Source organism: Corynebacterium phocae (assembly GCF_008693075.1).
GTDB lineage: Bacteria > Actinomycetota > Actinomycetes > Mycobacteriales > Mycobacteriaceae > Corynebacterium > Corynebacterium phocae.
Genome location: NZ_VXKJ01000037.1, coordinates 290,518 through 310,715 on the forward strand (window position 1 = coordinate 290,518; position 20,198 = coordinate 310,715).

The 20,198-nt window shown below is 58.4% G+C and carries 17 protein-coding genes; 13 read left to right on the forward strand and 4 right to left on the reverse strand.

Going from position 1 to position 20,198, the window contains the following annotated elements:
- Positions 1-26: 26 nt before the first annotated feature.
- From F4V58_RS05640 to F4V58_RS05660, 5 genes are all read left to right on the forward strand, one after another.
- A complete protein-coding gene (locus F4V58_RS05640; RefSeq protein WP_245803039.1) occupies positions 27-1,010 on the forward strand; it encodes a helix-turn-helix transcriptional regulator in 984 nt (327 codons plus the stop codon).
- Complete coding sequence (locus F4V58_RS05645; protein WP_075734096.1) at positions 1,000-1,953, forward strand: helix-turn-helix transcriptional regulator; 954 nt, start codon at positions 1,000-1,002, stop codon at positions 1,951-1,953. Before F4V58_RS05640 ends, F4V58_RS05645 begins: the two co-directional genes overlap by 11 nt.
- 77 nt (positions 1,954-2,030) lie before the next feature.
- Positions 2,031-2,453, forward strand: a complete 423-nt coding sequence (gene tatA / locus F4V58_RS05650; protein ID WP_075734098.1) for a Sec-independent protein translocase subunit TatA — start codon at positions 2,031-2,033, stop codon at positions 2,451-2,453.
- Positions 2,454-2,573: 120 nt separating this feature from the next.
- Positions 2,574-3,668 (forward strand): twin-arginine translocase subunit TatC, encoded by a 1,095-nt coding sequence (gene tatC / locus F4V58_RS05655; RefSeq protein WP_245803040.1) that lies wholly within the window; start codon positions 2,574-2,576, stop codon positions 3,666-3,668.
- An 11-nt stretch (positions 3,669-3,679) separates the two neighbouring features.
- Positions 3,680-6,436 carry a DEAD/DEAH box helicase gene (locus F4V58_RS05660; RefSeq protein WP_075734100.1) on the forward strand — a complete coding sequence of 919 codons (2,757 nt, stop codon included), beginning with the start codon at positions 3,680-3,682 and terminating at the stop codon, positions 6,434-6,436.
- A gap of 89 nt (positions 6,437-6,525) precedes the next feature.
- On the opposite strand, the gene F4V58_RS05665 is transcribed toward F4V58_RS05660, so the two are convergent.
- Positions 6,526-7,125, reverse strand: a complete 600-nt coding sequence (locus F4V58_RS05665) for a S1 family peptidase (RefSeq protein ID WP_075734102.1) — start codon at positions 7,123-7,125, stop codon at positions 6,526-6,528.
- Positions 7,126-7,275: 150 nt separating this feature from the next.
- On the opposite strand from F4V58_RS05665, the gene F4V58_RS05670 reads away from it, so the two are divergent.
- Complete coding sequence (locus F4V58_RS05670) at positions 7,276-8,406, forward strand: M24 family metallopeptidase (protein WP_075734104.1); 1,131 nt, start codon at positions 7,276-7,278, stop codon at positions 8,404-8,406.
- Positions 8,403-9,158, forward strand: a complete 756-nt coding sequence (locus tag F4V58_RS05675) for an SDR family oxidoreductase (protein WP_075734106.1) — start codon at positions 8,403-8,405, stop codon at positions 9,156-9,158. Before F4V58_RS05670 ends, F4V58_RS05675 begins: the two co-directional genes overlap by 4 nt.
- 16 nt (positions 9,159-9,174) lie before the next feature.
- Here the strand turns inward: F4V58_RS05675 and F4V58_RS05680 are convergent, their stop codons facing one another.
- Positions 9,175-9,906 carry a hypothetical protein gene (locus tag F4V58_RS05680; RefSeq protein ID WP_075734108.1) on the reverse strand — a complete coding sequence of 244 codons (732 nt, stop codon included), beginning with the start codon at positions 9,904-9,906 and terminating at the stop codon, positions 9,175-9,177.
- Between the two features lie 117 nt (positions 9,907-10,023).
- On the opposite strand from F4V58_RS05680, the gene F4V58_RS05685 reads away from it, so the two are divergent.
- The 3 genes from F4V58_RS05685 to F4V58_RS05695 are packed head-to-tail and all read left to right on the forward strand — an operon-like array spanning position 10,024 to position 12,977.
- A complete protein-coding gene (locus tag F4V58_RS05685; RefSeq protein WP_075734110.1) occupies positions 10,024-10,590 on the forward strand; it encodes an FxsA family protein in 567 nt (188 codons plus the stop codon).
- 5 nt (positions 10,591-10,595) lie between these two features.
- Positions 10,596-12,077 carry an apolipoprotein N-acyltransferase gene (gene lnt / locus F4V58_RS05690; protein WP_084559701.1) on the forward strand — a complete coding sequence of 494 codons (1,482 nt, stop codon included), beginning with the start codon at positions 10,596-10,598 and terminating at the stop codon, positions 12,075-12,077.
- A gap of 12 nt (positions 12,078-12,089) precedes the next feature.
- A complete protein-coding gene (locus F4V58_RS05695; protein WP_075734114.1) occupies positions 12,090-12,977 on the forward strand; it encodes a polyprenol monophosphomannose synthase in 888 nt (295 codons plus the stop codon).
- A gap of 70 nt (positions 12,978-13,047) precedes the next feature.
- Here F4V58_RS05695 and F4V58_RS05700 read toward each other — a convergent pair whose 3' ends face one another.
- A complete protein-coding gene (locus F4V58_RS05700) occupies positions 13,048-13,440 on the reverse strand; it encodes an RNA polymerase-binding protein RbpA (protein ID WP_075734116.1) in 393 nt (130 codons plus the stop codon).
- A gap of 164 nt (positions 13,441-13,604) precedes the next feature.
- Between F4V58_RS05700 and F4V58_RS12860 the strand changes: the two genes are divergently transcribed.
- The 3 genes from F4V58_RS12860 to F4V58_RS05715 all read left to right on the forward strand — a co-directional run bounded on the left by F4V58_RS12860 (position 13,605) and on the right by F4V58_RS05715 (position 18,764).
- Positions 13,605-13,943 (forward strand): hypothetical protein, encoded by a 339-nt coding sequence (locus F4V58_RS12860; protein ID WP_075734118.1) that lies wholly within the window; start codon positions 13,605-13,607, stop codon positions 13,941-13,943.
- A gap of 28 nt (positions 13,944-13,971) precedes the next feature.
- On the forward strand, positions 13,972-14,679 hold the full coding sequence (locus tag F4V58_RS05710) for a YceI family protein (protein WP_075734120.1): 708 nt from the start codon (positions 13,972-13,974) through the stop codon (positions 14,677-14,679).
- Positions 14,680-15,842: 1,163 nt separating this feature from the next.
- The gene (locus tag F4V58_RS05715) at positions 15,843-18,764 is read left to right on the forward strand and encodes an FAD-binding and (Fe-S)-binding domain-containing protein (RefSeq protein ID WP_075734122.1); all 2,922 of its coding nucleotides are present in this window, start codon (positions 15,843-15,845) and stop codon (positions 18,762-18,764) included.
- A gap of 98 nt (positions 18,765-18,862) precedes the next feature.
- Here the strand turns inward: F4V58_RS05715 and F4V58_RS05720 are convergent, their stop codons facing one another.
- The gene (locus F4V58_RS05720; protein ID WP_075734124.1) at positions 18,863-20,140 is read right to left on the reverse strand and encodes a cyclopropane-fatty-acyl-phospholipid synthase family protein; all 1,278 of its coding nucleotides are present in this window, start codon (positions 20,138-20,140) and stop codon (positions 18,863-18,865) included.
- Positions 20,141-20,198: the final 58 nt, after the last annotated feature.

A 20,198-nucleotide genomic window follows, 5' to 3' on the forward strand; every position in this document is an offset into this window, starting at 1 on the left:
GTTCTCTTCCACAAGGGAGTTTCCTTTTGTCTGAACGCCACAACGCCGCCGTGGAACGGATGGCTAGTTTGACTTTCGCGCTTTTGGGTACCGCTCAGCTCAAAGGCAAGCACGCCTTCCGGACAGGGGAGTGGATCCAAGAAAACATTCCCGGTTATCCCCAGGACGGGGATGGCAAGAATGGAAAGGCTGCTTTCCGCAAGCAGCTACAGCGGGACATCTCCACGCTGGCTCTGGCGGGGGTGCCGGTTGTTTTTGAAAGAGGCACTGGGAACACGCCCACTAAGGTCCGCATTGATGAGGAGCGTTACCGCCTTCCGGAGGTGGAATTTACTCCGGAAGAGGCCATGGTGCTGGGCCTGGCCGGCGGGCTTGGACAGGAGGGTGGTCTTTCTATCTTCTCCCAGACTGGCTGGACCAAGATGGCTGCGGCGGGAAACTCGCGGAATTTTGGTGGCCCGCAGTTTGCCGCTTTCAACGACGTACGGCGCATTAAACCGCAGGACTTCCAGGCTCTAATTTCTGGAGTGGACAAACGCCGGAGCATTTCTTTTAGCTACCAGGCTTCACCAACTGCCCGGGCGCAGACCCGGCGGATGGATCCGTGGGGCCTGGTGCCCCGGCAAGGCCGGGTTTACCTGGTGGGCTGGGATCTTGACAAAATGGCACCCCGCGCCTTCCGTATTACCCGCGTGAGCGGAGTCCAGCGGGAAGCCGCCGCTAGTGATTTCCATGCCCCGGACAGGCCGCTGGCTGAGATTGTCTCGAGCTTCATTGACCCCCAGGACCTGGTGGATGCCTTGGTCAGGATCCCCGAGGATTCCGCCGTGGAAATCAGTAGCCTAGGGCACAGAAGAGACGATGGCTTGGTTGTCATCAAACAGGTATCAGCTGATTGGCTGGCGCGCACCGCCGTAGGGTTTGCCCCAGAGGTAGAGGTTATAGAACCCCAGTCGGTCCGTGAGAGTATTGCAGCCCTGCTAGAAAAGGTGGAAACCAATGGCCGTTAGCCCGCAGAAGCTCGAAGATTTAGTCCGGTGGCTCAACCTCGTTCCTTACTTCAGCACGCACTCTGATTTTTCCCTCATGGAGGCTGCCCAGGACCTGGGGATAAACGCTAAGGAGCTCCGGGACGTCATGCAGACTCTCACGTGCCTGGGCGTTGGTAAGTTTCATGGGGAGTTGTTTGACATGGAGGTCGAGTACCGGGGCGTCAACATCATTGATGACTTGGGGCTCAATGAACCCCTGCGTCTTACTCCCACCGAAGCCTCCACCTACTTGTTGACCTTGGAGGCGCTGGAGGAGATGCCGGGGTTAGTAGACGCTGAGGCGGTGGTGTCTGCGGCCGCCAAGCTGCGCGGGATCATGGATAAGAAGGCGCTGGCCATCTATGATTCGCTGGCTAAACCAGATCCCCGTCATGTGGAGCTGCGCAGCACCATCTCCCGCGCGCTTGAGGAAGGCGTGCAGATTGAAATCAAGTATTGGTCCGCGCGCAGTGACAAGACTTCCGTCCGGGTGGTGTCCCCGCACAGTGTTTTTATCAGGGAAGACGACGTTTATTTGCGGGCTTGGCAGGATGACATCGCGCAGTGGCGCACCTTCCGCGTGGACCGGATCCTGGACATCCAGGTTCTTCCGGAAAAATCTACTGCTCCCGCCCTAGATCCGGTACTTGATGCCGATGATCCCTTTGGTTTCACCGATCCCCGGCGCGCCGAGCTATCAGTTCATCCAGAATTCACGTGGCTGGCCGAGCACTATGACATTGACTTTGGTGAGCCCCGGGAAGACGGCTTCCTTACTGCAACAATGCCTATTGGCAGTGAGGAGTGGTTCATTCGCTTTGCCCTGGGCCAAGCCGATAGGCTTACCGTGATTGGACCGCAAACGCTAGTGGAAGCGGTGGCAAGGGCTGCGCGGTCCGCTGCAGCTAGTTATACTAAGTAATCGTCTCAACGAAGATATTGGTGCCAGTTGACGTATCCATCAGCTCTGGCTTAACGCATTTTGTGAAAGAGGTCCCTATGCCTACCCTTGGCGCTCCCGAGATTATTCTCATTATTCTTGCCATCATCCTGCTCTTTGGGGCCAAGAAGCTCCCGGAGCTCGCCCGTTCGGTCGGGCGCTCCATGCGCATCTTTAAATCTGAGGTTAAGGAGATGTCCAATGATGACGATAATCCGGATGCCTCCCCACAACAGCAGGCGTACCAAGCTCCGCAGCAGCAGGCCCAGTTACCGCAGGGCCAGCCCCAGAACTTAGGCCAGGCCGCTCATCCACTACAGCAACCACAAGCCCAGCCCCAGCAGCAGCCCGGTCAGCCGGGCAACTATGCGCAGCAAGGCGACTTTGGCCAAGGCCCCCAGGGCTACAACAACCCGCAGGGCTCCAACCACGCTCAGGGCTACAATGATCACCAGGGCTACACCAACCCTAACGCCCACTAATTGTCTACTTCCACCGCAGTCATCCGTGGCCGCACCGCATCAATGAATCTCCCAGCCCTGGGCGGATGCGCGGTGACACCACGGGGTGCCTGTGGTTTTCAAAAGGATTAGCACCAGACCATGAAGAACCCCGCGCGCAAGGCACAGGCGCTGTCGCGATTGAGGTTTAGCCGGGAAAAGAAAAATCCTACCGGTGACATGACCTTGATAGAGCACTTGCAGGAACTCCGCAAGCGCTTGTTTTTGGCTGTCTTGTTCCTCTCCTTGGGAACCGCAGTGGGCTTTATTTGGTACGGTTCCGCACCAGCCGGGTGGGCACCGCTGGGGGAAATCCTGCGTCAGCCCTATTGCGACTTGCCTCCGGAGATGCGCGCCTCTTTTAACGCGGACAACGAATGCCGGCTTTTAGCCACCCGGCCTTTCGAGATGTTTATGCTCCGCCTCAAGGTGGGGGCCTTGGCCGGTGTGGTGATTTCTTCTCCGCTGTGGCTCTACCAAGTGTGGGCTTTCATTGTCCCCGGTTTGCACAAAAACGAACGCCGCTGGACCTACGCTTTTGTCAGTGTTGCCGTCTTGCTTTTCACTGCTGGCGCGTTGCTGGCCTACTTCGTGATGAGCATTGGCCTGCGTTTCTTGCTGGGGATTGGTGATGAGTTCCAGGCGGCCGCGCTATCGGGCGGGGACTATTACAACTACTTCCTTGCGCTGCTGGTTATCTTTGGTATCAGCTTCGAGGTCCCCCTAGTTATTGTCATGCTCAATGTTTTAGGGATTGTGGAGTATGCCACTGTTAAGGGCAAGCGCCGGTTGACCGTGGTCATCATCATGGTGTTCGCGGCGGTGTTGACCCCGGGAGGTGAGCCGGCGTCCATGCTGATCATGTCCGTCTGCGTGTGGCTCTTGGTGGAGTTGGCTTTCCAGTTCTGCCGTATCAATGACAAACGCCGCAACCGTAGCCGTCCCGAGTGGATGGATGTAGATGATGAATCCGCAGCCCCGGTGGCCCCTGCGCAACCGGTGGCGCCGCCTGCTCCCGCACCTGCCCCTAGGCGCGTGCAGCCAGGCTATCCACCGCAACCAGCGCGGCCAGCTAGTCCCTCCCCAACACCTGTCGCACCGCAGCCCGTCCAGTCCACACGGACGCAGGAATCTTCTCACCCGCAGCGTCCAGGCAGGCCAGCGCCTAAAGCTAATCCTTTTGATGATGTCCTGTAATCTGGGAAAGTATGACGCACCTTGAGCAGTTTGCGGCTGAGCTTTCTCACCCGCTTGACCCTTTCCAGATCGAAGGCTGCAAGGCGGTGGAGGCGGACCACGGCGTGCTGGTATGCGCGCCCACCGGTGCCGGCAAAACCATAGTCGGTGAATTCGCTGTCTCTCTTGCCTTATCGCGCGGTACGAAGTGTTTTTACACTACTCCTATCAAGGCGCTGAGTAACCAGAAGTACCACGATCTAGTGGCCCAACACGGTGAGGACGCCGTGGGGTTGCTTACGGGTGATGTATCCATCAACGGCCACGCTGAGATTGTAGTGATGACAACTGAGGTTCTGCGCAACATGATCTACGCGGAATCTTCCGCCCTGGACCGTCTAACCCACGTGGTCATGGATGAGATTCACTTTTTAGCGGATTCCTCCCGTGGCGTGGTGTGGGAAGAGGTCATTTTGAACCTGCATCCCTCGGTCAACATCGTGGGACTTTCTGCCACTGTTTCTAACTCTGAGGAATTTGGCCAGTGGCTGTCCACCGTGCGCGGGGATACCAAAGTAATTGTGTCTGAGCACCGTCCTGTTCCGTTGGATCAATGGATGCTTGTTGGCCGCCAGATCTATCCACTGTTCGAGCCGGAAACCGGCGGCGCGGTTAATGAACAATTGGTTCGCAAGATTAGCAGGCTAGAGGCTGGGGACACGGACCGTTCTGAGGGCTTCCGCAACCGCTCACGGGAGGACAGCGCGCGTTCGGGCGCTCCCCGGAAGCAAGACCGCTACCGGCCACTGGGGCGGCCAGAAGCACTGCGGGTGCTTCAAGACCACTCCATGCTGCCCGCAATTACTTTCATCTTCTCCCGCGCGGGCTGTGACGCGGCCTTATACCAGTGTCTACGCTCCCGCATGGTCTTGACCACGGAGGAAGAATCCACCCAGATTAAAGCAATAGTGGACGCAGGGGTGGAGGGGATTCCGGAGGAGGACTTGCAGGTACTCGACTTCAAACGGTGGCGCCAGGCACTCTCCCGGGGCTTCGCGGCCCATCACGCTGGCATGTTGCCGGCCTTCCGCCATATTGTTGAGGACCTCTTTGTCAAGGGCTTGGTTAGGGCGGTCTTTGCCACAGAAACCCTGGCGCTGGGAATCAACATGCCCGCGCGTACTGTCTTGCTTGAAAAACTGGTGAAATACAACGGTGAGGCCCACGTGGATCTCACCCCGGGCCAGTACACTCAGCTCACCGGCCGTGCGGGCCGCCGCGGCATCGATACTTTGGGCAACGCGGTGGTGCAGTGGGCACCGGCTATGGACCCGCGTGCGGTGGCGGGCTTGGCCTCTACCCGTACCTACCCGCTCAATTCCACCTTTGCCCCCGGCTACAACATGGCCATCAACTTGTTGGGACTGATGGGGTTCGATGAGTCGCTGCGCCTAATCGAGAGGTCTTTCGCGCAGTTCCAGGCGGACGGCTCCGTGGTGGAGGAAGCCAACAAGATTGAACGCGCTCAACAACAAGTGCAGGAAAAGCGCGCCGAGTTGCTGGCAGAGGTAGACGCCCTGGCACCGCCGGTTCGCGATGGGGAGGATCCCAAAGAGTTACTGGTGGAGTACACCGACTTGCGCCAGGAACTCACTGCGGAGGAACGTCGCTCACATGCTGACGCCACCGCGCAGCGTAGCCAAGAAGTCATCAAGGTCCTAGCCCGCTTACAGCTGGGTGAGGTTATAGCCCTACCTGGAAAGAAGCGCCCCATTCTTGCGGTGGTGTGCCAACCGGCCAACCAAGCACAGGATCCACGGCCGTGGGTGACCACCGAGGAGGGCTGGTCCGGCAGGATTGATGCTTCTGGCATAGCCAACGCCCCGATTGTGGTGGGGAATATGCGTCTTCCACGCCATATTGCTAAGAGCCCGCGGCGCCATTCCCGTCAGATTGTTTCTGAGTTCCGGCGTGGCCACTTTGACCGGCCGCGCAAGATGAAAGCCAAGGCCAGGGTTCGCCCAAGTAAAAAGGTAGGGCAGTTGCGGGAGGCCATCCGGCAGCACCCAGTGCACGGCTGGCCCACCGATGACCGGGAGAAGTTGGCGCGCCTGGCCCAACAGGTGGCGCGGAAGGAGCGTGAGGCCCAGCACTTAGAAGCCGTTGTCTCCAAGGCGCGGGATACCTTGGGCACCACCTTTGCGCGGATTGTGGATCTGCTTTCGGAGATGGACTACGTGGAGTTCGAAGGTTACGGCCAGGAACGCCACCCCGTTATCACTGAGGAGGGGGAGCGCTTAGCTCAGATTCACTCCGAGGCGGATCTGCTGGTGGCGCAATGCCTCAAGCGCGGTATCTGGAACAACCTCGATCCCGCGGAGCTAGCCGGTGTGGCCTCGATGTGTATTTTCGAAAACCGGAAGGCAATTTCCGGTACTCCGGAGGCGGCCACGGAAACCATGGCTGATGCCATGGACGCCACCATGCGCATCTATTCCGAGCTAACGGCTGATGAACAGCGGCACCGCCTGCCGCTGACCCGCGTCCCGGATCCCGGTTTTGCCCTGGCCATCCACCAATGGACGGCCGGCGCGCCCCTGGGCTACTGCATGGCGGCAGCTAATGAATCCGGCGCGGAGCTAAGCCCCGGCGACTTTGTTCGGTGGTGCCGTCAGGTAATCGATTTGCTGCAGCAGGTGGCCAAAACCGGTTACGAGGATGAGATCCGATATAACGCGCGGCGTGCCATGGATGCTATCCAGCGTGGCGTGGTAGCTATTGGTGCCTAGCGCGCCCTGCTGCGCGCTTTTTGCAGCTCCGGTCTCAACAAGGGCCGCCTGACAGTTCGGGTGTTGCCTGACGGAGAAATGGAGCCAGGCTAGTCCGCGAGCAACGCCCGCGCGGCTGCCCGGAGTGCGGGCAGGTATTTATCCACCCGCGCAATCGTTGCGATGTGGAGGTTTGTACCGAGCGGATCGAACACTAAAGATTGAATGCCCACTACCGCGCCGTTGTGTTCTACGGCCGCACCAGAATCACCTTTGATAGCCGGGCTGAAAGCGATCAATGCGTGCCTTAAGCGCGTGTACGTCCGCCGGGCGATGGCAAAGGGGACCGGCATCACCAACACCCCGGAGCGGGTCTGCACCTTTTTCGCGCCACCGCCAAATCCGTGGGTTAACAAAGGCGCACCGAGCTGCGGCGGGACAGAAGCCAGACCTGGCAGGCGGGTCCGGGGTCCGGGGCGGCTGAGCAGGACCAGTGCCATGTCCGTTCCGTCTATCTGGCGAACGGCGGCAATGGTTCCGCCACGGGCCGCCACGCGTGGGACGGCGGGCAGGTCCCTAAAGAAATGGGCGCAGGTCAGCACCAGCCGGGAAGATCCTTCACTGGGCTGAAAATCCGGGGAAATAAACACCCCAGAGCAATACTTCTTGCCCGCGACTATCCGCACGTAGGGCTCGTTGAGAACATTCATCGCACTTAAGCCTAGCGTTGCGCCCGGTTTCGTAGCTAACGCCAAACGCCGCGGATTCCTGGGAACCCAACCACCGGCCAAGGCGCCCGCGATAGCGTCCACTGCGGATTGGTGCCAGAACGTTGTGGTGCGGCGGGCTAGAATAGGAGAATGTTTCCAGCAAAGATCTACACCGAACGCCTCCACAAAGCCCAAGAACTTGCAGCTAAACGAGGAATTAGTGCCGTAATTGTCACTCCCGGCCCTGATTTCGCGTACCTTACCGGGTCCTGGATGAGCTCCCATGAACGCCTGAGTGCAGTGGTCATTCCGGCTACGGGCACGGTCTGTGCGGTGGTGCCTGCCACCGACGCTTTTGAAGTCCATTACTTATCGGATTGGGGTGTGAACGTCCTCGGATGGACCGACGGGCAAGATCCACACGGCTTAGTCCTGGAACAATTGTCCAAGCACACGGCCGAAACAGGAGAGAACCAGCAAGATAACAGCGCAATTGCCGTTAGCTCTGCAATGACGGCCGACCACCTGCTGCGCCTCCAGAAGCTGTCAGGGAAGCTTTTTGTGCCAGCAAACTCGGTGTTAGCGGAGTTGTTCACGGTAAAGGATTCGGCTGAGATAGAACAACTTGACGCTTGCGCCCGGGCCATAGACGCCGTTCACGCGCAAGTTCCGGCGCTGCTGCAACCAGGGTCTACGGAAAACGATGTCGCAGAGAAATTGCACGAGCTTATTCTTAAAGAGCACTCCAGCGTTGACTTTGTCATTGTCGGTTCCGGGCCAAACGGGGCAAACCCCCACCACAGCCATAGCGACCGCGTACTCGAAGAAGGTGACGTGGTGGTCGTTGACTTGGGCGGCACCTTCGGCGTGGGGTATCACTCGGATTGCACACGGACCTACATCGTTGGCGGCCGCGACAAAGCATCTCCGGAAGTTATTGCGGCCTACGACGTGTTGTATGCGGCGCAACTAAACGCCCGTGAGTTGGCGTCCCCGGGTATCTCCGCTCAAGCGGTGGATGCGGCGGCGCGGTCCGTCATCGCGGAGGCCGGCTTTGGGGAGTATTTCACCCACCGTACCGGGCACGGGATTGGGCTTTCCACTCATGAGGAACCCTTTATTATGGCAGGAAATAGCCTAGAGCTGGAGGAAAACATGGCCTTTTCCATCGAGCCGGGAATCTACGTTCCGGGAAAGTGGGGTATGCGCCTCGAGGATATCGTGGTCACCACCGCTGACGGGATACGGTCGTTGAATCAGGCTCCACGGGAGCTGCGATGAGTTCTCCAGAGGGGGCCATTTTAGTCCTCGGCGGTCGCTCTGACATTGGGGGTCAACTGGCGCTGCGTCTCTGTGAGGGCCGCCCGGTGGTTTTGGCCGCGCGGGGTAACCACGGTTTGGACGGCGTAGCGAAGCAACTACGCCAGCGCGGGGCCAGCCGTGTGACCATCCTCGATTTTGACGCCACAGACTGCGAACGCCACCGGGAGGTATTCGATGAGGCCGAGCGCAGCGTGGGACCGGTTACCACCGCCATCGTGGCTTTTGGAATCCTCGGGGAGCAAGCGCGTGCCGAAACTGATGAGGCGCATGCCTTGGAAATTGCCGTTGTGGACTACGCGGCGCAGGTTTCCATGCTCACAGTGCTGGCAAGCCGAATGCGCTCCGGTCACATAGTGGCTTTTACTTCCATTGCAGGTTGGCGTGCCCGCCGTGCCAACTATGTCTACGGTTCCACGAAGGCCGGCTTGGACGCCTTTTGTCAGGGCTTGGCCGATAAGCTGCATGGGGGTCCGCTCGCCTTAATCACGGCCCGGCCAGGTTTCGTGATTGGCTCCATGTCCGCCGGCATGAAGCCGGCCCCACTTTCTGTCACCCCTGATGTGGTAGCCGACTACGTTGTTCACGCGATTGCCAAGGACTCATCCCGCAGCCCCCGTTCCCGAACGTTGTGGATTCCGGGGAAGCTGCAGTTGTTGGCGTGGGTGATGGCCGCAGTTCCGCGCCCTATTTGGCGGCACATGCCGCGGTAAGGAGAATTTTAAATAATCACTTCAGAAGGGGGGATCCCGCGTCGAAGATATATCCGCGTGGAGCCAGGAACCGCACCACCACATCCGCGTCTTCCTCGCTAAGATCGTGGAATACTATCCCACCCCACGGAGTGACTGAGGTGGCAACCTCCATCCGCCCAATCATTTCTGCGTGTGCTGCGGGGATAGCGTTGTCAGCAACCCTGGCACCAAGGCTGACGGTCCCGGGATTATCCTCATGTGGTAGCCAACCTATGGGTTGGCTGCTGGCCTCCAACGTGGGCGTGGTTCCGGTGCCCTGTGGGGCCTGGTGAAGGGTAGACAGCACTTCCTGGGCTACCTCTTCCACCATGATTCCGGTCTTTGCTGGCTGCCCGGCTACCAGGATGTCCGCTGTCCATCCGTCTAGCACCACGCACAAGTCCAGATTCAAGGCGCTGATGAGGCCGTCTCCGCCTTCCACACCTACTTGCCTTCCTGCGAAGTCGTATTGAGCCAACGCGAACGCAAGTTCCCGGGCCTCAGCATGCAGGGGAGAGGCCAAGACCTGCGAATGATGCAAGCGCCGGATGTGTTTTGCCGGTTCCTGGCTCACATTCCGCAGTTCAAGACCTGAATTGGGGGTTAGGTAGATAACGCCACCGGCAATCCGCTCGGCTTCTGCAGCCAGCTCGAGCCAATGGTGGGACTCCAGGTTTCCCCCGGGTGGGGTGATCAGCAAATTCTGGGAAGAGGGTTTTTCAGTCATGGCGCCTTAGTTTAATCCTTGGCAGTCCCGCGGCTGATTTTGGCTCTGCGCTCTTAACGAACCGCCGGGTGACGTGCTAGGTCATTTGCCACAAGAGTCAGTACACTGAAGGGCATTATGCCTCTTTTGTATATCTTCGCGTATTTCTTGCTGGAAACCCTAGCTTTCTGGGCCGTTGCTGAGCTCATTGGTGTCGGGTGGGCGCTGCTAGCGCTGTTTGTCACCATGCTGTGTGGCATGAGCATTGCCATGTTCGAAATTCGTCGCTTAATGAGCCAAAAGGTCATCTCTGACGGCCGTGGTGGACTGGTAGTCAAACAGGAAGGTGTTGGCAAACTTGCCGGCAACGTTGGCCTTACTTTGGGCGGTGGCCTCCTGCTGTCCGCGCCGGGCTTTGTTACTTCGCTTGTTGGTCTTTTTATGATCCTTCCTCCCACCCGCGCTCTTATGCGTAAGGTGATAAGTTTCAAGGTCGTACGGGGTGTGGAGCGCGCCGGCGTTCGTTTCTATGAGGCGGCCAATATGTCCAAGCCCGCGGATTCCTACGGCTCCTTTTCCACGGGGCACTCTGGCAGTTCTTCCTCGCGCGAGCACGGGGCTGCTGAACCGGAGGTTATTGATGAGGAAGAGCTTCGCAAGTGGTCCGAATCCATAGACCCGGATGACTTCACCGGCCGGAAATAGGAACCGTGCCCGTGCTTTTCCTCCGCCTTCTGGCAGCGGCAACCGGTGGTGCTGCCGTTTACTTTTCTTTCGAGCCCCACGGCTATTGGCTTGGTGCCATCATCGGGATTGGCCTGCTGTGGTTTTCTCTGTTGCCCTGGTCTGGTTCTCCCGTCACTGTGCGGGGTGCGTGTTTGGTTGGCTTTGCGCACTCACTAGTGCTCTACCTTCTCCTCTTGCCGTGGATCGGGGAGCTAGTGGGCAACATGCCCTATGTGGCCTTGGCGCTATCTCTTAGTCTCTATTCCATTCCCCTGGGTTTTGGAGCTGCCTACCTTGCCCGCCAGCCTTGGGGCTTTGTGGGCTTCCCATTTTTCTACCTGGCCATTGAGCTCCTGCGTTCCTCCGTTCCCTTTGGTGGCTTTAGCTGGGTGCGCCTTGCCTGGGGCCAGATTAACGGCCCCTTTGCCGGCTTAGCGCAGTGGGGAAGTACCGGCCTGGTTACTCTTGCAGCCGTTACCGTGGCCGTTGGACTGGCGTCTCTATTGGGTGCAAAGCGGCGCCTGGTGGCGGCCGGGATGGTGATGGTTCCACTGGCACTGGCCATTCCTGCCACCGCGGGCTTGGATAACGCGGATCACAACGTGGGTAGCGTCAAGGTTGCCGCCATCCAGGGCAACGTTCCGCGCTTGGGGCTGGATTTTGAGGGCCAGCGCCGGGCGGTTTTAGACAACCACGTCCGTGAGACGCACAAGGCCGCTGCGCAGCACCCGGAGATAGTCATCTGGCCGGAGAATTCCTCCGATATAAACCCTTTCCGTAACCCGGATGCGCTCGCAGCTATTCACGGTGCGGTCAAGGATGTCAACGCGCCTATCTTGGTGGGTACTCAAACCGTTGATGAGGTCGGAGCGCGCAACACCATGCAGGTGTTTGCACCTGGCAACAAGGTAGGGGAGCACCACCACAAGAAGTATCTTCAGCCTTTTGGTGAAACCATGCCCATGCGGGAGTTTTTCCGCAACTTCACGGACATGGTAGAGCTAGCCGGAAACTTCAAACCAGGTGACGGTCCGGGAGTGGTAAATATGGCTGGTACCGCCGTGGGAGTGGCAACCTGCTACGAAGTCTCCTTTGATGCGGCCTTTCACACTTCAATCAGCAACGGTGCGCAAATACTTTCTACCCCCACCAACAACGCCACCTTCGGCTTTTCTGATATGACTTATCAACAGTTGGCCATGAGCCGCATGCGGGCCATAGAGACTGACCGTGCTGTGGTGGTGGCTGCTACGTCTGGGGTGTCAGCGATAGTTTCCCCGCGCGGTGAGGTACTCAATTCAACGAAGATTTTCGTGCCCGAACACCTTGTTGCCAACCTCCCACTAAGAGAAACGGTGACACCTGCGGTAAGATATGGCCTTGTTATTCAGGCCGTTGCCGTTGCACTCGGTGTAGCGGCGGTCTTTGTTGCCTTTTACAGGCGTCCCCGCCATCCCGTGAACTAATTGAGGAGCCCCATGACTTCCGCTGTGAGCACAGCTAGCCAGACTCTGGTGATCATTCCCACCTACAATGAGATCGAAAATCTACCTATAATTACCTCCCGGGTGCGCGCCGCGCAGCCGGAGGTCCATGTACTCATCGTGGATGATAATTCCCCTGATGGCACCGGTAACCTTGCAGACCGTTTGGCTGCTGAAGACGACAATGTCCACGTCCTCCACCGTGAGGGTAAAGGCGGTCTCCTAGGTGCCTATATCGCTGGTTTTGAGTGGGGCCTGGAGCGCGAGTACCAAGTTCTCTGTGAGATGGACGCTGACGGCTCCCATTCCCCAGACCAACTGCACCTGCTGCTGGAAGAAATTGACCGTGGCGCTGACCTAGTCATCGGTTCGCGCTACGTTCCGGGCGGAAAGACCGTGAACTGGCCGGCCTCCCGTGAGCTGCTTTCCCGGTGGGGAAACCGCTACATCTCTTTTGCCTTGGGCGCTGAGCTTAGTGATATGACGGCCGGCTACCGGGCATTTCGCCGGGAATTGCTGGAGGAACTAGACTTTGCCGAGCTTTCGGACGCCGGCTATATCTTCCAGGTTGACGTTGCATTCCGCGCCGAAAAGGCGGGCTTCGATGTCCGGGAAGTCCCAATCACCTTTACGGAGCGTGAGCTAGGGGAGTCCAAGCTGGACGGTTCTTTTGTTAAGGATTCTCTGGCGGAGGTAACCAAGTGGGGCTTTGCCCACCGCAAGGAGCAGGTGAGCAATTTCTACAATGACGCGGCCCCACTGGCTAAGCACATGATTGAAGGCATAGACATTAAGCCTAAAGCTGCGGAGATCAAGACCGAGGTGACAAACTTCGTGGAAGAGGTTTCCAAGCTGGTCAAGCACCAGTGCGGGTGCAAGTAATTTAGTCAAAGGTCAAGGCCCCCGGCAAACAGCTTAAGCGTTTACCAGGGGCCTTTGTCGCGCCAGGATTTTAGGACTTCTTGGCTTCTTCCTGCTCTTTTTCCTTCTGCTCCTTGAGCAAACGGGCAGCGCTACGGCGACGGGCGCGTAGCGCGTCAATCCGGTCTTTGAGCAGGGACTCTAGCTCGTCTACGCTGCGACGCTCGAGCAGCATGTCCCAGTGAGTACGGGGTGGTTTGACCGGCTTAGACTCAACGCCTTCGCCTTCCATGAGCGTTCCCCACTTGCCATTCTTGCAAAGCCATTCCTCGGGGATTTCTGCGTCATCCGCGAAGGGTACTTCGAAGACTTCACCCTCCTCAGTGCGGTACTTAACCATCTGGCGTGGTGCGAGATCGTGATCACGGTCGGTCTCATAACTCACTGCACCCATACGACTGCCGCGCAGTACGCGATCTGCCATAGCCTCATCATCCTTTACTGGTTGTTCGCATTAGTTTCCGTGACCCGAAGGCCGAGCGCTTGAGACCGAGTCCCAGGCTTACGGAATAAGACACATCAGTATAACGCGTGGGGTTTGCCGTTTGTTCCCATAGCCCTCCGTTTTGGGATAAGGTAGTGAAAGTGATGCAGACTTTCTCTAAAGTTTCCAAGCGTGCCACATGCCAGTGGTGCGGTAAAGGCTTACCAGATAGTGGCCGCGGAAGGCCTCGAAAATACTGCAGTCCAGCATGTAAACAACGTGCGTACGAACAACGTAATAATGTTAAAGGTACGTCCATTCCCCAGAACGCCGTTATTATGACACCGGAACGGGCTGAGAAGATCAGGGACGGTCTTTTTGAACTACGCTGTGCGGCGGAGGATGTTTCCACCGCTGCGAGTGAAGGTGCCAGTGGGGAAGAGCTTCAGTCGTTATGCGACGAGCTCGTACGTATGGCCCGCGAGTTAGAGGAATTGAAATAAAATTGTGGACAAAGCCGATAAGGGATCTATGACCGTGAAAAAGAAAAACAAGAGTCGCAAGCTAGTTGTCTCTTTATTCGCTGTTGCGATTGTCTTGTTAACCTTGGTTGCCATGGTGCCTTTGGTGATCTCCTTGGTCGTGGGCTCCGGGGTAAAGACCGACGGGGTCAACGCTGATAAGGCTGAGCCAGCCTCTGTTGATCTCAACGGGCGCTGGAAAGTTGTCCAGGGGGATGCCCGGAACTTCACGTCCGCCGGTTTTACTTTTGATGAGATCCTCCCGGCGGAGCAGACCACCACGTCGGGCTCCACCAACGTGGTCTCCGGTCAGGCTACGGTCAGCCAAGAGGTATTGGAGGAAGCCAGTGTTACGGTTGACATGACCACGCTGACCACGGATAAGCAAGTCCGTGATCAGAACATGAAGTCAAAGCTTTTCAAAGTCGATGAGTACCCTGAAGCAACGTTTATCCTCACTGAGCCTGCGGATCTCTCCGCTGTACCTGCTGACGGCATGGTGGGCAAGGTTACGCTTACCGGTGATTTGACCATCAAGGGCCACTCCGAGCGGGTGTCAAGTAATTTTGACGTACTCCGTGACGGAGATAACCTCATCATTGGTGGCAACCTAGGTATAAACCGCACGGACTTTGGCGTTCTCACTCCTGATTTTCTAGCCGCCAAGGTTTCCGAGTTCGGTGAGATTAACGTCCGCCTGACTATGAACAAGGCCTAGGCGTTAAAGATTAAAGTTTGAGCCAACAGTGACCTGCCCAGAAAAAGTGTCCCGCCAAGAAAAGAGTCTTCTGTGAATAGCCGTTACATGATCCCATTTATCTGGTTACGTCTACTTGCAATAGTAATTTTTGTCGGTTTAATGGTTGCTCAAGAGTTGTGGCTTCTGGTGGTAATTGGCTCCGGACTCGGACTGCTGACTGCTTTACAGCTGGTAACCGCCTACCGCAATAACTCCGATTAAAGTCACCGTGACGTTAATAGGGCGATAAATCCCTTTTTCCCTCATAGCCGTGGGCGGGTGCCATCAAGCCCAATCCCGGGCCGGGGGGAGAAAAAGGCTTGGTTTCTACATGCCCCGCATGTCCGTATGTCCGGCACACCGGTTCACACCCCGGGCTGGCATAGCGGACGCCGGAGAGCTATCGCTTAGACGCGACAAAGTCTTCCGAGAGGATCAATCTGTGCAAGTCGGGTCCCACGCAAACCAGTAATGTGGACTCTGGCGTCATCTCCGCAGGCCCGCCCGCAGGCCCGACATGATGATGAGCGCTGAGTGCGCCTAGCTTGCACTGCGCGGCGGCAACCGGGAATACGGCCCACATAAAGCAGTGGAGTCACAGATGGGAATCTACCTGCTCTTGCCTGCACACCACCTCTTCCCCTCTTGTCCGATAATGTACATTATGTCATTTTAACCCTGTGTCAGCATCCCCCAAACCAATCCATCGATCTTCTGGCTCCGGGGTCCCTAAAGCCCCGTGCGGGCGACGCGCCCACTGAGGGTTATCGATGGGTGCCCATTCGCTGCTTGGATACGTGGACAACGTGAGATTTAGGGTGCCCTTCTGCCAAGTAGTTTCTCACGGTTGAGGACGCTCCACGAGGACCTGATCCCAGGAGAATGAGGCCAACCGTTAACGGCTCACCGAGACTGAGTAGTTATGGCGTCGAGTGTTCCGCCGGCGCTCCAGACCCTGCAGCCTTTCGGGGCCACCCGCGTGCTCAGATTGTTTTCCTGAGCCTGGACAAAGCCGGATATTTTAGGCGGAACGGTGTGGCTATTGAGGTAGTAAAAATGGGTGAAACTGGGGTAATCATAAGGGGTGAAACTGAGGTATCACTTACTGCCACAGGCCCGGCAAGCGCTGCTAACCTGCCTTTATGAATAAGCTGCTCTCCCCTAACCCGCATGCTATTGGCCAACCGGAAGGTTCCACGGTGCAAGCCGACGCCGTCCCGCCCGGCTTTGTCAACGGCACGCCCAAGTCCTTGCTCGCTGATATGGAGGCCATTGTAGGCACCGATAACGTACACGGACGCCTGTCTGATCTGGTGCGCTTCGCTGCGGACGCGAGCCCGTACCGTTGCATTCCCAAGGTGGTGGTCTCCCCACGCAACGGCGCAGACCTAGCCGCGCTCATGCGGTACTGCCGGTCCCACGGGCGGCACATGACCTTCCGGGCGGCCGGTACCTCGCTCAATGGACAAGCAATGTCTAACGACATCCTGGTTGACGTCAAAACCCACTTCACCGGCATGGAAGTTAGGGACAACGGCGCCAAGATTTGGTCGCGGCCAGGAGTCGTGCTGGGAGACGCGCAGGCTGTCCTGGGGCGCTACGGCTATATGATCGGCCCGGATCCCGGGTCAACCTCCGTGTGCACCATTGGCGGGGTGCTGGCGGATAACGCGGGCGGCATGCGGTGTTCGTTGCCCCGCGACTCCTACCACTGCATCGAAGACATGACCTTCGTTTTACCTTCGGGAACCATAGTGGACACCGCCGCCGGGGACGCCGTTTTTCACAAGCAAGAGCCACAACTCCACGCGCAGCTTGCGGATTTCCGCGACCGCCTACGCGCCAACAAACCGGTGGTCGAGCTTTTGAAGACCAAATTCTCCATCCGCAATACCAATGGGCTACGGTTGGACGCGTTCTTAGACGAGGATGAGCCGGTACACATCCTCAAACGGCTGATGATTGGCTCCGAGGGCATCTTTGGCGTCATCATCGAATCCGTGCTGCGCACCGTCCCGCTCCCCAAGGTCAGGGCAACCACCTGGGTCGAGCTACCTAACCTGCGCGACGCCGCCAACATTGTCCACCCCATCATGGAAGCCGGAGCGCAGGCATGTGAGCTCTTGGTTTCGGACGTTATGCGCCGCTCTGCTGACCATTACTCCCACGCCCCAGAATCGTGGCGGGACCTAGACCCCGCCGCCGCGGCCTTGCTGGTGGAAATTGGAGGTAGTGATGAGGATGACCTCCAGATGGCTATGCAGCGGCTACGCGACACCTTAAGCGACGCTCCCCTGCTACGCCCCCTGGAATTTGAGACCAGCGAGGAAGGAATGCGCGGTGCATGGTTGCTACGCAACGGCCTGTTTGGGCTGCTAGGTGCTTCCCGCCCACAAGGTAGCGCCTACATCACCGAGGACGTCTGCTTCCCACCGGATCAGATTGGTGAGGCAGCCGCAGACCTGATGGAACTGCAGGCTAAGTATCACTTCCCGGAGGCCGTGATGGGCCACGCCGCCTTTGGTAACCTCCACTTTTTCCTCACTCCACGGCTTGACCAAGAAGATGAGAAGCGGGCGTATGCGGCCTTCCTCGATGAACTAGCGGTGCTAGTCATTGACAAATACAAGGGATCCATGAAAGCCGAACATGGCACGGGAGTAAACATGGCACCCTTTGTCTTGCGTGAGTGGGGCGAGGAGATTTACTCCATGTTCTGGGAGGTCAAGAACATGATTGACCCCGAGGGCATTTTGGCCCCCGGAGTAAAATTATCCCGGGATAGCCTCATCCATCTGCAGAACTTTAAGTCTTTTCCCAAGGTGGAAGAAGAGATCAACCCTTGCGTGGAGTGTGGCTTCTGCGAGCCGGTGTGCCCTTCGCGCCACGCTACCGTTACTCCGCGCCAGCGCATTGTCCTACGCCGGGAGATGGCCCGCCAGCCCGAGGGATCCCACGTCCTGGCCAAGCTGCAGAAAGAGTACCAGTACGACGCCATAGATATGTGCGCAGCAGACGGCACGTGCTCAATTCCTTGCCCCATCTCTATTGATACCGGTGCGGTAATGAAACAACTGCGCGCGCGTAGCAACTCCGTTCCAGCGGAGAAGCTGGCGTTGAGTACCGCGCAGCGCTGGAAGGCGGTGGAGGCACTAGCGCGGGCGGGCGTTATCTCCGCTAACCGCGTGGACTCCAAGATCCTGCAAGTGGGAGCCAACCTAGCCCGCAACGTGGTGTCACCAGATCTCCTTCCTACTGTGCCCGGGCCCCTCCCGCAAGGAGCCGGTCATTTACCCAAGACCCCGCGCGAAGGTGCGGAGGCAGTCTACTTCCCTGCGTGCATCAACCGCATTTTCGGCAGGCCCGCCGGTTCCCCACCCGACGCGGTGGATCTCCCCCGCGCCATAGTTGAACTAGGACGCCGTTCCGGCAAACCAGTGTGGATCCCGGAAGATGTTGCCGGGGATTGCTGCGGTACCCCGTGGTCTTCCAAGGGCTACACGGAGGGGTTCGCCTACCAGGCTAAGAAGATTGTGGAGGACTTCTACACCTGGTCGGATGGTGGGCGCCTGCCCATTGTTGTTGACGCCGCCAGCTGCACTCATGGCTTGCTAGACAGCGTGTATAAGGTGCTGGACGCCCAGACCCTGGGTAAATGGGAAAAGCTCCGGATAATCGACGTGGTGGAGTGGTTGCGCGATGACGTCATCGACTACCTCCCCATCGTGGAAAACATGGGGTCAATAGCAGTACACCCAACGTGCTCCACTGAACACATGGGTATCACGGAGGCACTGGTGGCGTTAGCCAACGCGTGCGGACACGCCACCGTCCCAGAGGGAGCAGGGTGCTGCGGCACCGCCGGGGACCGCGGACTTCTTCACCCAGAGCTGGTGGAATCAGCCACGCGGGAAGAACGCGCAAGCCTTGGGGCCGGCAACTTTGACTACTACGTCTCAGACAACCGGACCTGCGAGATGGGCCTGGAAATGATTGCCGGGCACACCTTTGAATCCATCGCGGTGCTGCTAGAGCGTGCCTCGCGCCCGGTCATAACACCCTAGGGCCGTGTTCGTGCCGGAGCTCGTGCCGGGGTTTGTGCTTGGGTGTTGGTGCCGAGGTATTTGTGCCTGGGTTTTGTTCCTGGGTCCGCAAACGGGGCTTAGCGTTGCCCGCCGCGATGGCGGCGCACGGCGGTAAACTGCACGCTGTCCACCTGGCCAGTGCGCAGCAACGCTTCGCGCAGGGCGAACTGATACATCCATAGGCGGCGGTAGACCGGGTCAAAGCCGGCCGCTGCCGCCTCACGTAGGCGCCCGCCAAAAAAGGACCTCTGCTGCGCCAAGGACTCCATCGCGTGATTTCCGGTATGAACTTGAGCTACGACCCGCAGGTTGGCGTCCCTTTCTAACAGCTTGTGGACATCAGGCACACTTGGCAAATCTAGCCCCGGCCACACGTAGGCGCGCAACGCCATCAAGGCGTCCGCCCCGGAAGAAGTCATCTTCTCAGTGGCCACCGGGGACTCAATGACCAACCGGCCGTTAGGCCCCAGCAGGCGGTCCATGTTTTTAGCAAACAACTTGCGCTGTGCCGGGACTAACACCGCGAGTTTATCCACGGAGATAATCGCGTCATAGCGGCCGCGCCACTGGCGTGGACCAGGGATTGCCTGGTCAACTAACTGCACGTCAACATTTCCATTGGCTCCTTCGAGGACCAGATATTCCTCCAAGGCCACCCGCGTGTCAGCATCCGCAGTGACTACATCGACCACCGCGCGCCGGGCCCCGGCCTGGATCGCTGCCTGTGCACCCGAAGCCGGGAAGACCAGGACATGTGAGCCGGCGCCAACCCGCGCGGCATCGGCAAGCCACTCGGCAGCACGTACTTGCGCAGAGCCCAAGTCATCGCGGTCAACCGCGTTAGGGTCGCTCAGCGAGGTGATGTCCACAAAGTGGGATTTGGGGCCGGAAACGTAGGTAGGAAAGGATTCCCGGACCGTGGTGGGAACGCCGGTAGCGTACAAACCAGGTTGGTGAGATACCTCGTCACCAGCATAAAGACGCACCAGATTTGCGGGTAACTCCCCGCCTATATCCGCCTCTACGGGTACCACGGGCGTCTTAGGCGCAAAATTGGACTCCAAGAGCTTGGCCAAGACCGTGGCCAGGCCGTCATGGTCCGGTGTCTCCCACTCCCCGGCCATGTAGGACTCTGCTAAACCCACCCAGCCATGCGCGGCTAGCCGGGTAAAAAGTGCCTCCTCTTTGACGGTTAAATCCGGGGTATCACCATCGAGGACTAACCCCGCAGTCTCCGCAGCCTGGGCAAACTCTGCCTCCGCGCGGCGCGCCCGCATCCCGGCAAACTTAACGCGCGGAACGGTGGCAATTCCCGGCCACTGCTGCGCGTCAACTGCATCCAAGTAAGAGCTCATAGCGGCAATTGTAGGGCCCCCGCGCCCCGCGCCCGGGGTGCCATGCCGGGGCGGTTTG

Bases quoted from the DNA above. Each gene is read 5' to 3' on its own strand.
- F4V58_RS05645 (WP_075734096.1), top strand. From the start codon at position 1,000: ATGGCCGTTAGCCCGCAGAAGCTCGAAGATTTAGTCCGGTGGCTCAAC.
- tatA (WP_075734098.1), top strand. From the start codon at position 2,031: ATGCCTACCCTTGGCGCTCCCGAGATTATTCTCATTATTCTTGCCATC.
- tatC (WP_245803040.1), top strand. From the start codon at position 2,574: ATGAAGAACCCCGCGCGCAAGGCACAGGCGCTGTCGCGATTGAGGTTT.
- F4V58_RS05660 (WP_075734100.1), top strand. From the start codon at position 3,680: ATGACGCACCTTGAGCAGTTTGCGGCTGAGCTTTCTCACCCGCTTGAC.
- F4V58_RS05665 (WP_075734102.1), bottom strand. From the start codon at position 7,125: ATGAATGTTCTCAACGAGCCCTACGTGCGGATAGTCGCGGGCAAGAAG.
- F4V58_RS05670 (WP_075734104.1), top strand. From the start codon at position 7,276: ATGTTTCCAGCAAAGATCTACACCGAACGCCTCCACAAAGCCCAAGAA.
- F4V58_RS05675 (WP_075734106.1), top strand. From the start codon at position 8,403: ATGAGTTCTCCAGAGGGGGCCATTTTAGTCCTCGGCGGTCGCTCTGAC.
- F4V58_RS05680 (WP_075734108.1), bottom strand. From the start codon at position 9,906: ATGACTGAAAAACCCTCTTCCCAGAATTTGCTGATCACCCCACCCGGG.
- F4V58_RS05685 (WP_075734110.1), top strand. From the start codon at position 10,024: ATGCCTCTTTTGTATATCTTCGCGTATTTCTTGCTGGAAACCCTAGCT.
- F4V58_RS05695 (WP_075734114.1), top strand. From the start codon at position 12,090: ATGACTTCCGCTGTGAGCACAGCTAGCCAGACTCTGGTGATCATTCCC.
- F4V58_RS05700 (WP_075734116.1), bottom strand. From the start codon at position 13,440: ATGGCAGATCGCGTACTGCGCGGCAGTCGTATGGGTGCAGTGAGTTAT.
- F4V58_RS12860 (WP_075734118.1), top strand. From the start codon at position 13,605: ATGCAGACTTTCTCTAAAGTTTCCAAGCGTGCCACATGCCAGTGGTGC.
- F4V58_RS05710 (WP_075734120.1), top strand. From the start codon at position 13,972: ATGACCGTGAAAAAGAAAAACAAGAGTCGCAAGCTAGTTGTCTCTTTA.
- F4V58_RS05715 (WP_075734122.1), top strand. From the start codon at position 15,843: ATGAATAAGCTGCTCTCCCCTAACCCGCATGCTATTGGCCAACCGGAA.
- F4V58_RS05720 (WP_075734124.1), bottom strand. From the start codon at position 20,140: ATGAGCTCTTACTTGGATGCAGTTGACGCGCAGCAGTGGCCGGGAATT.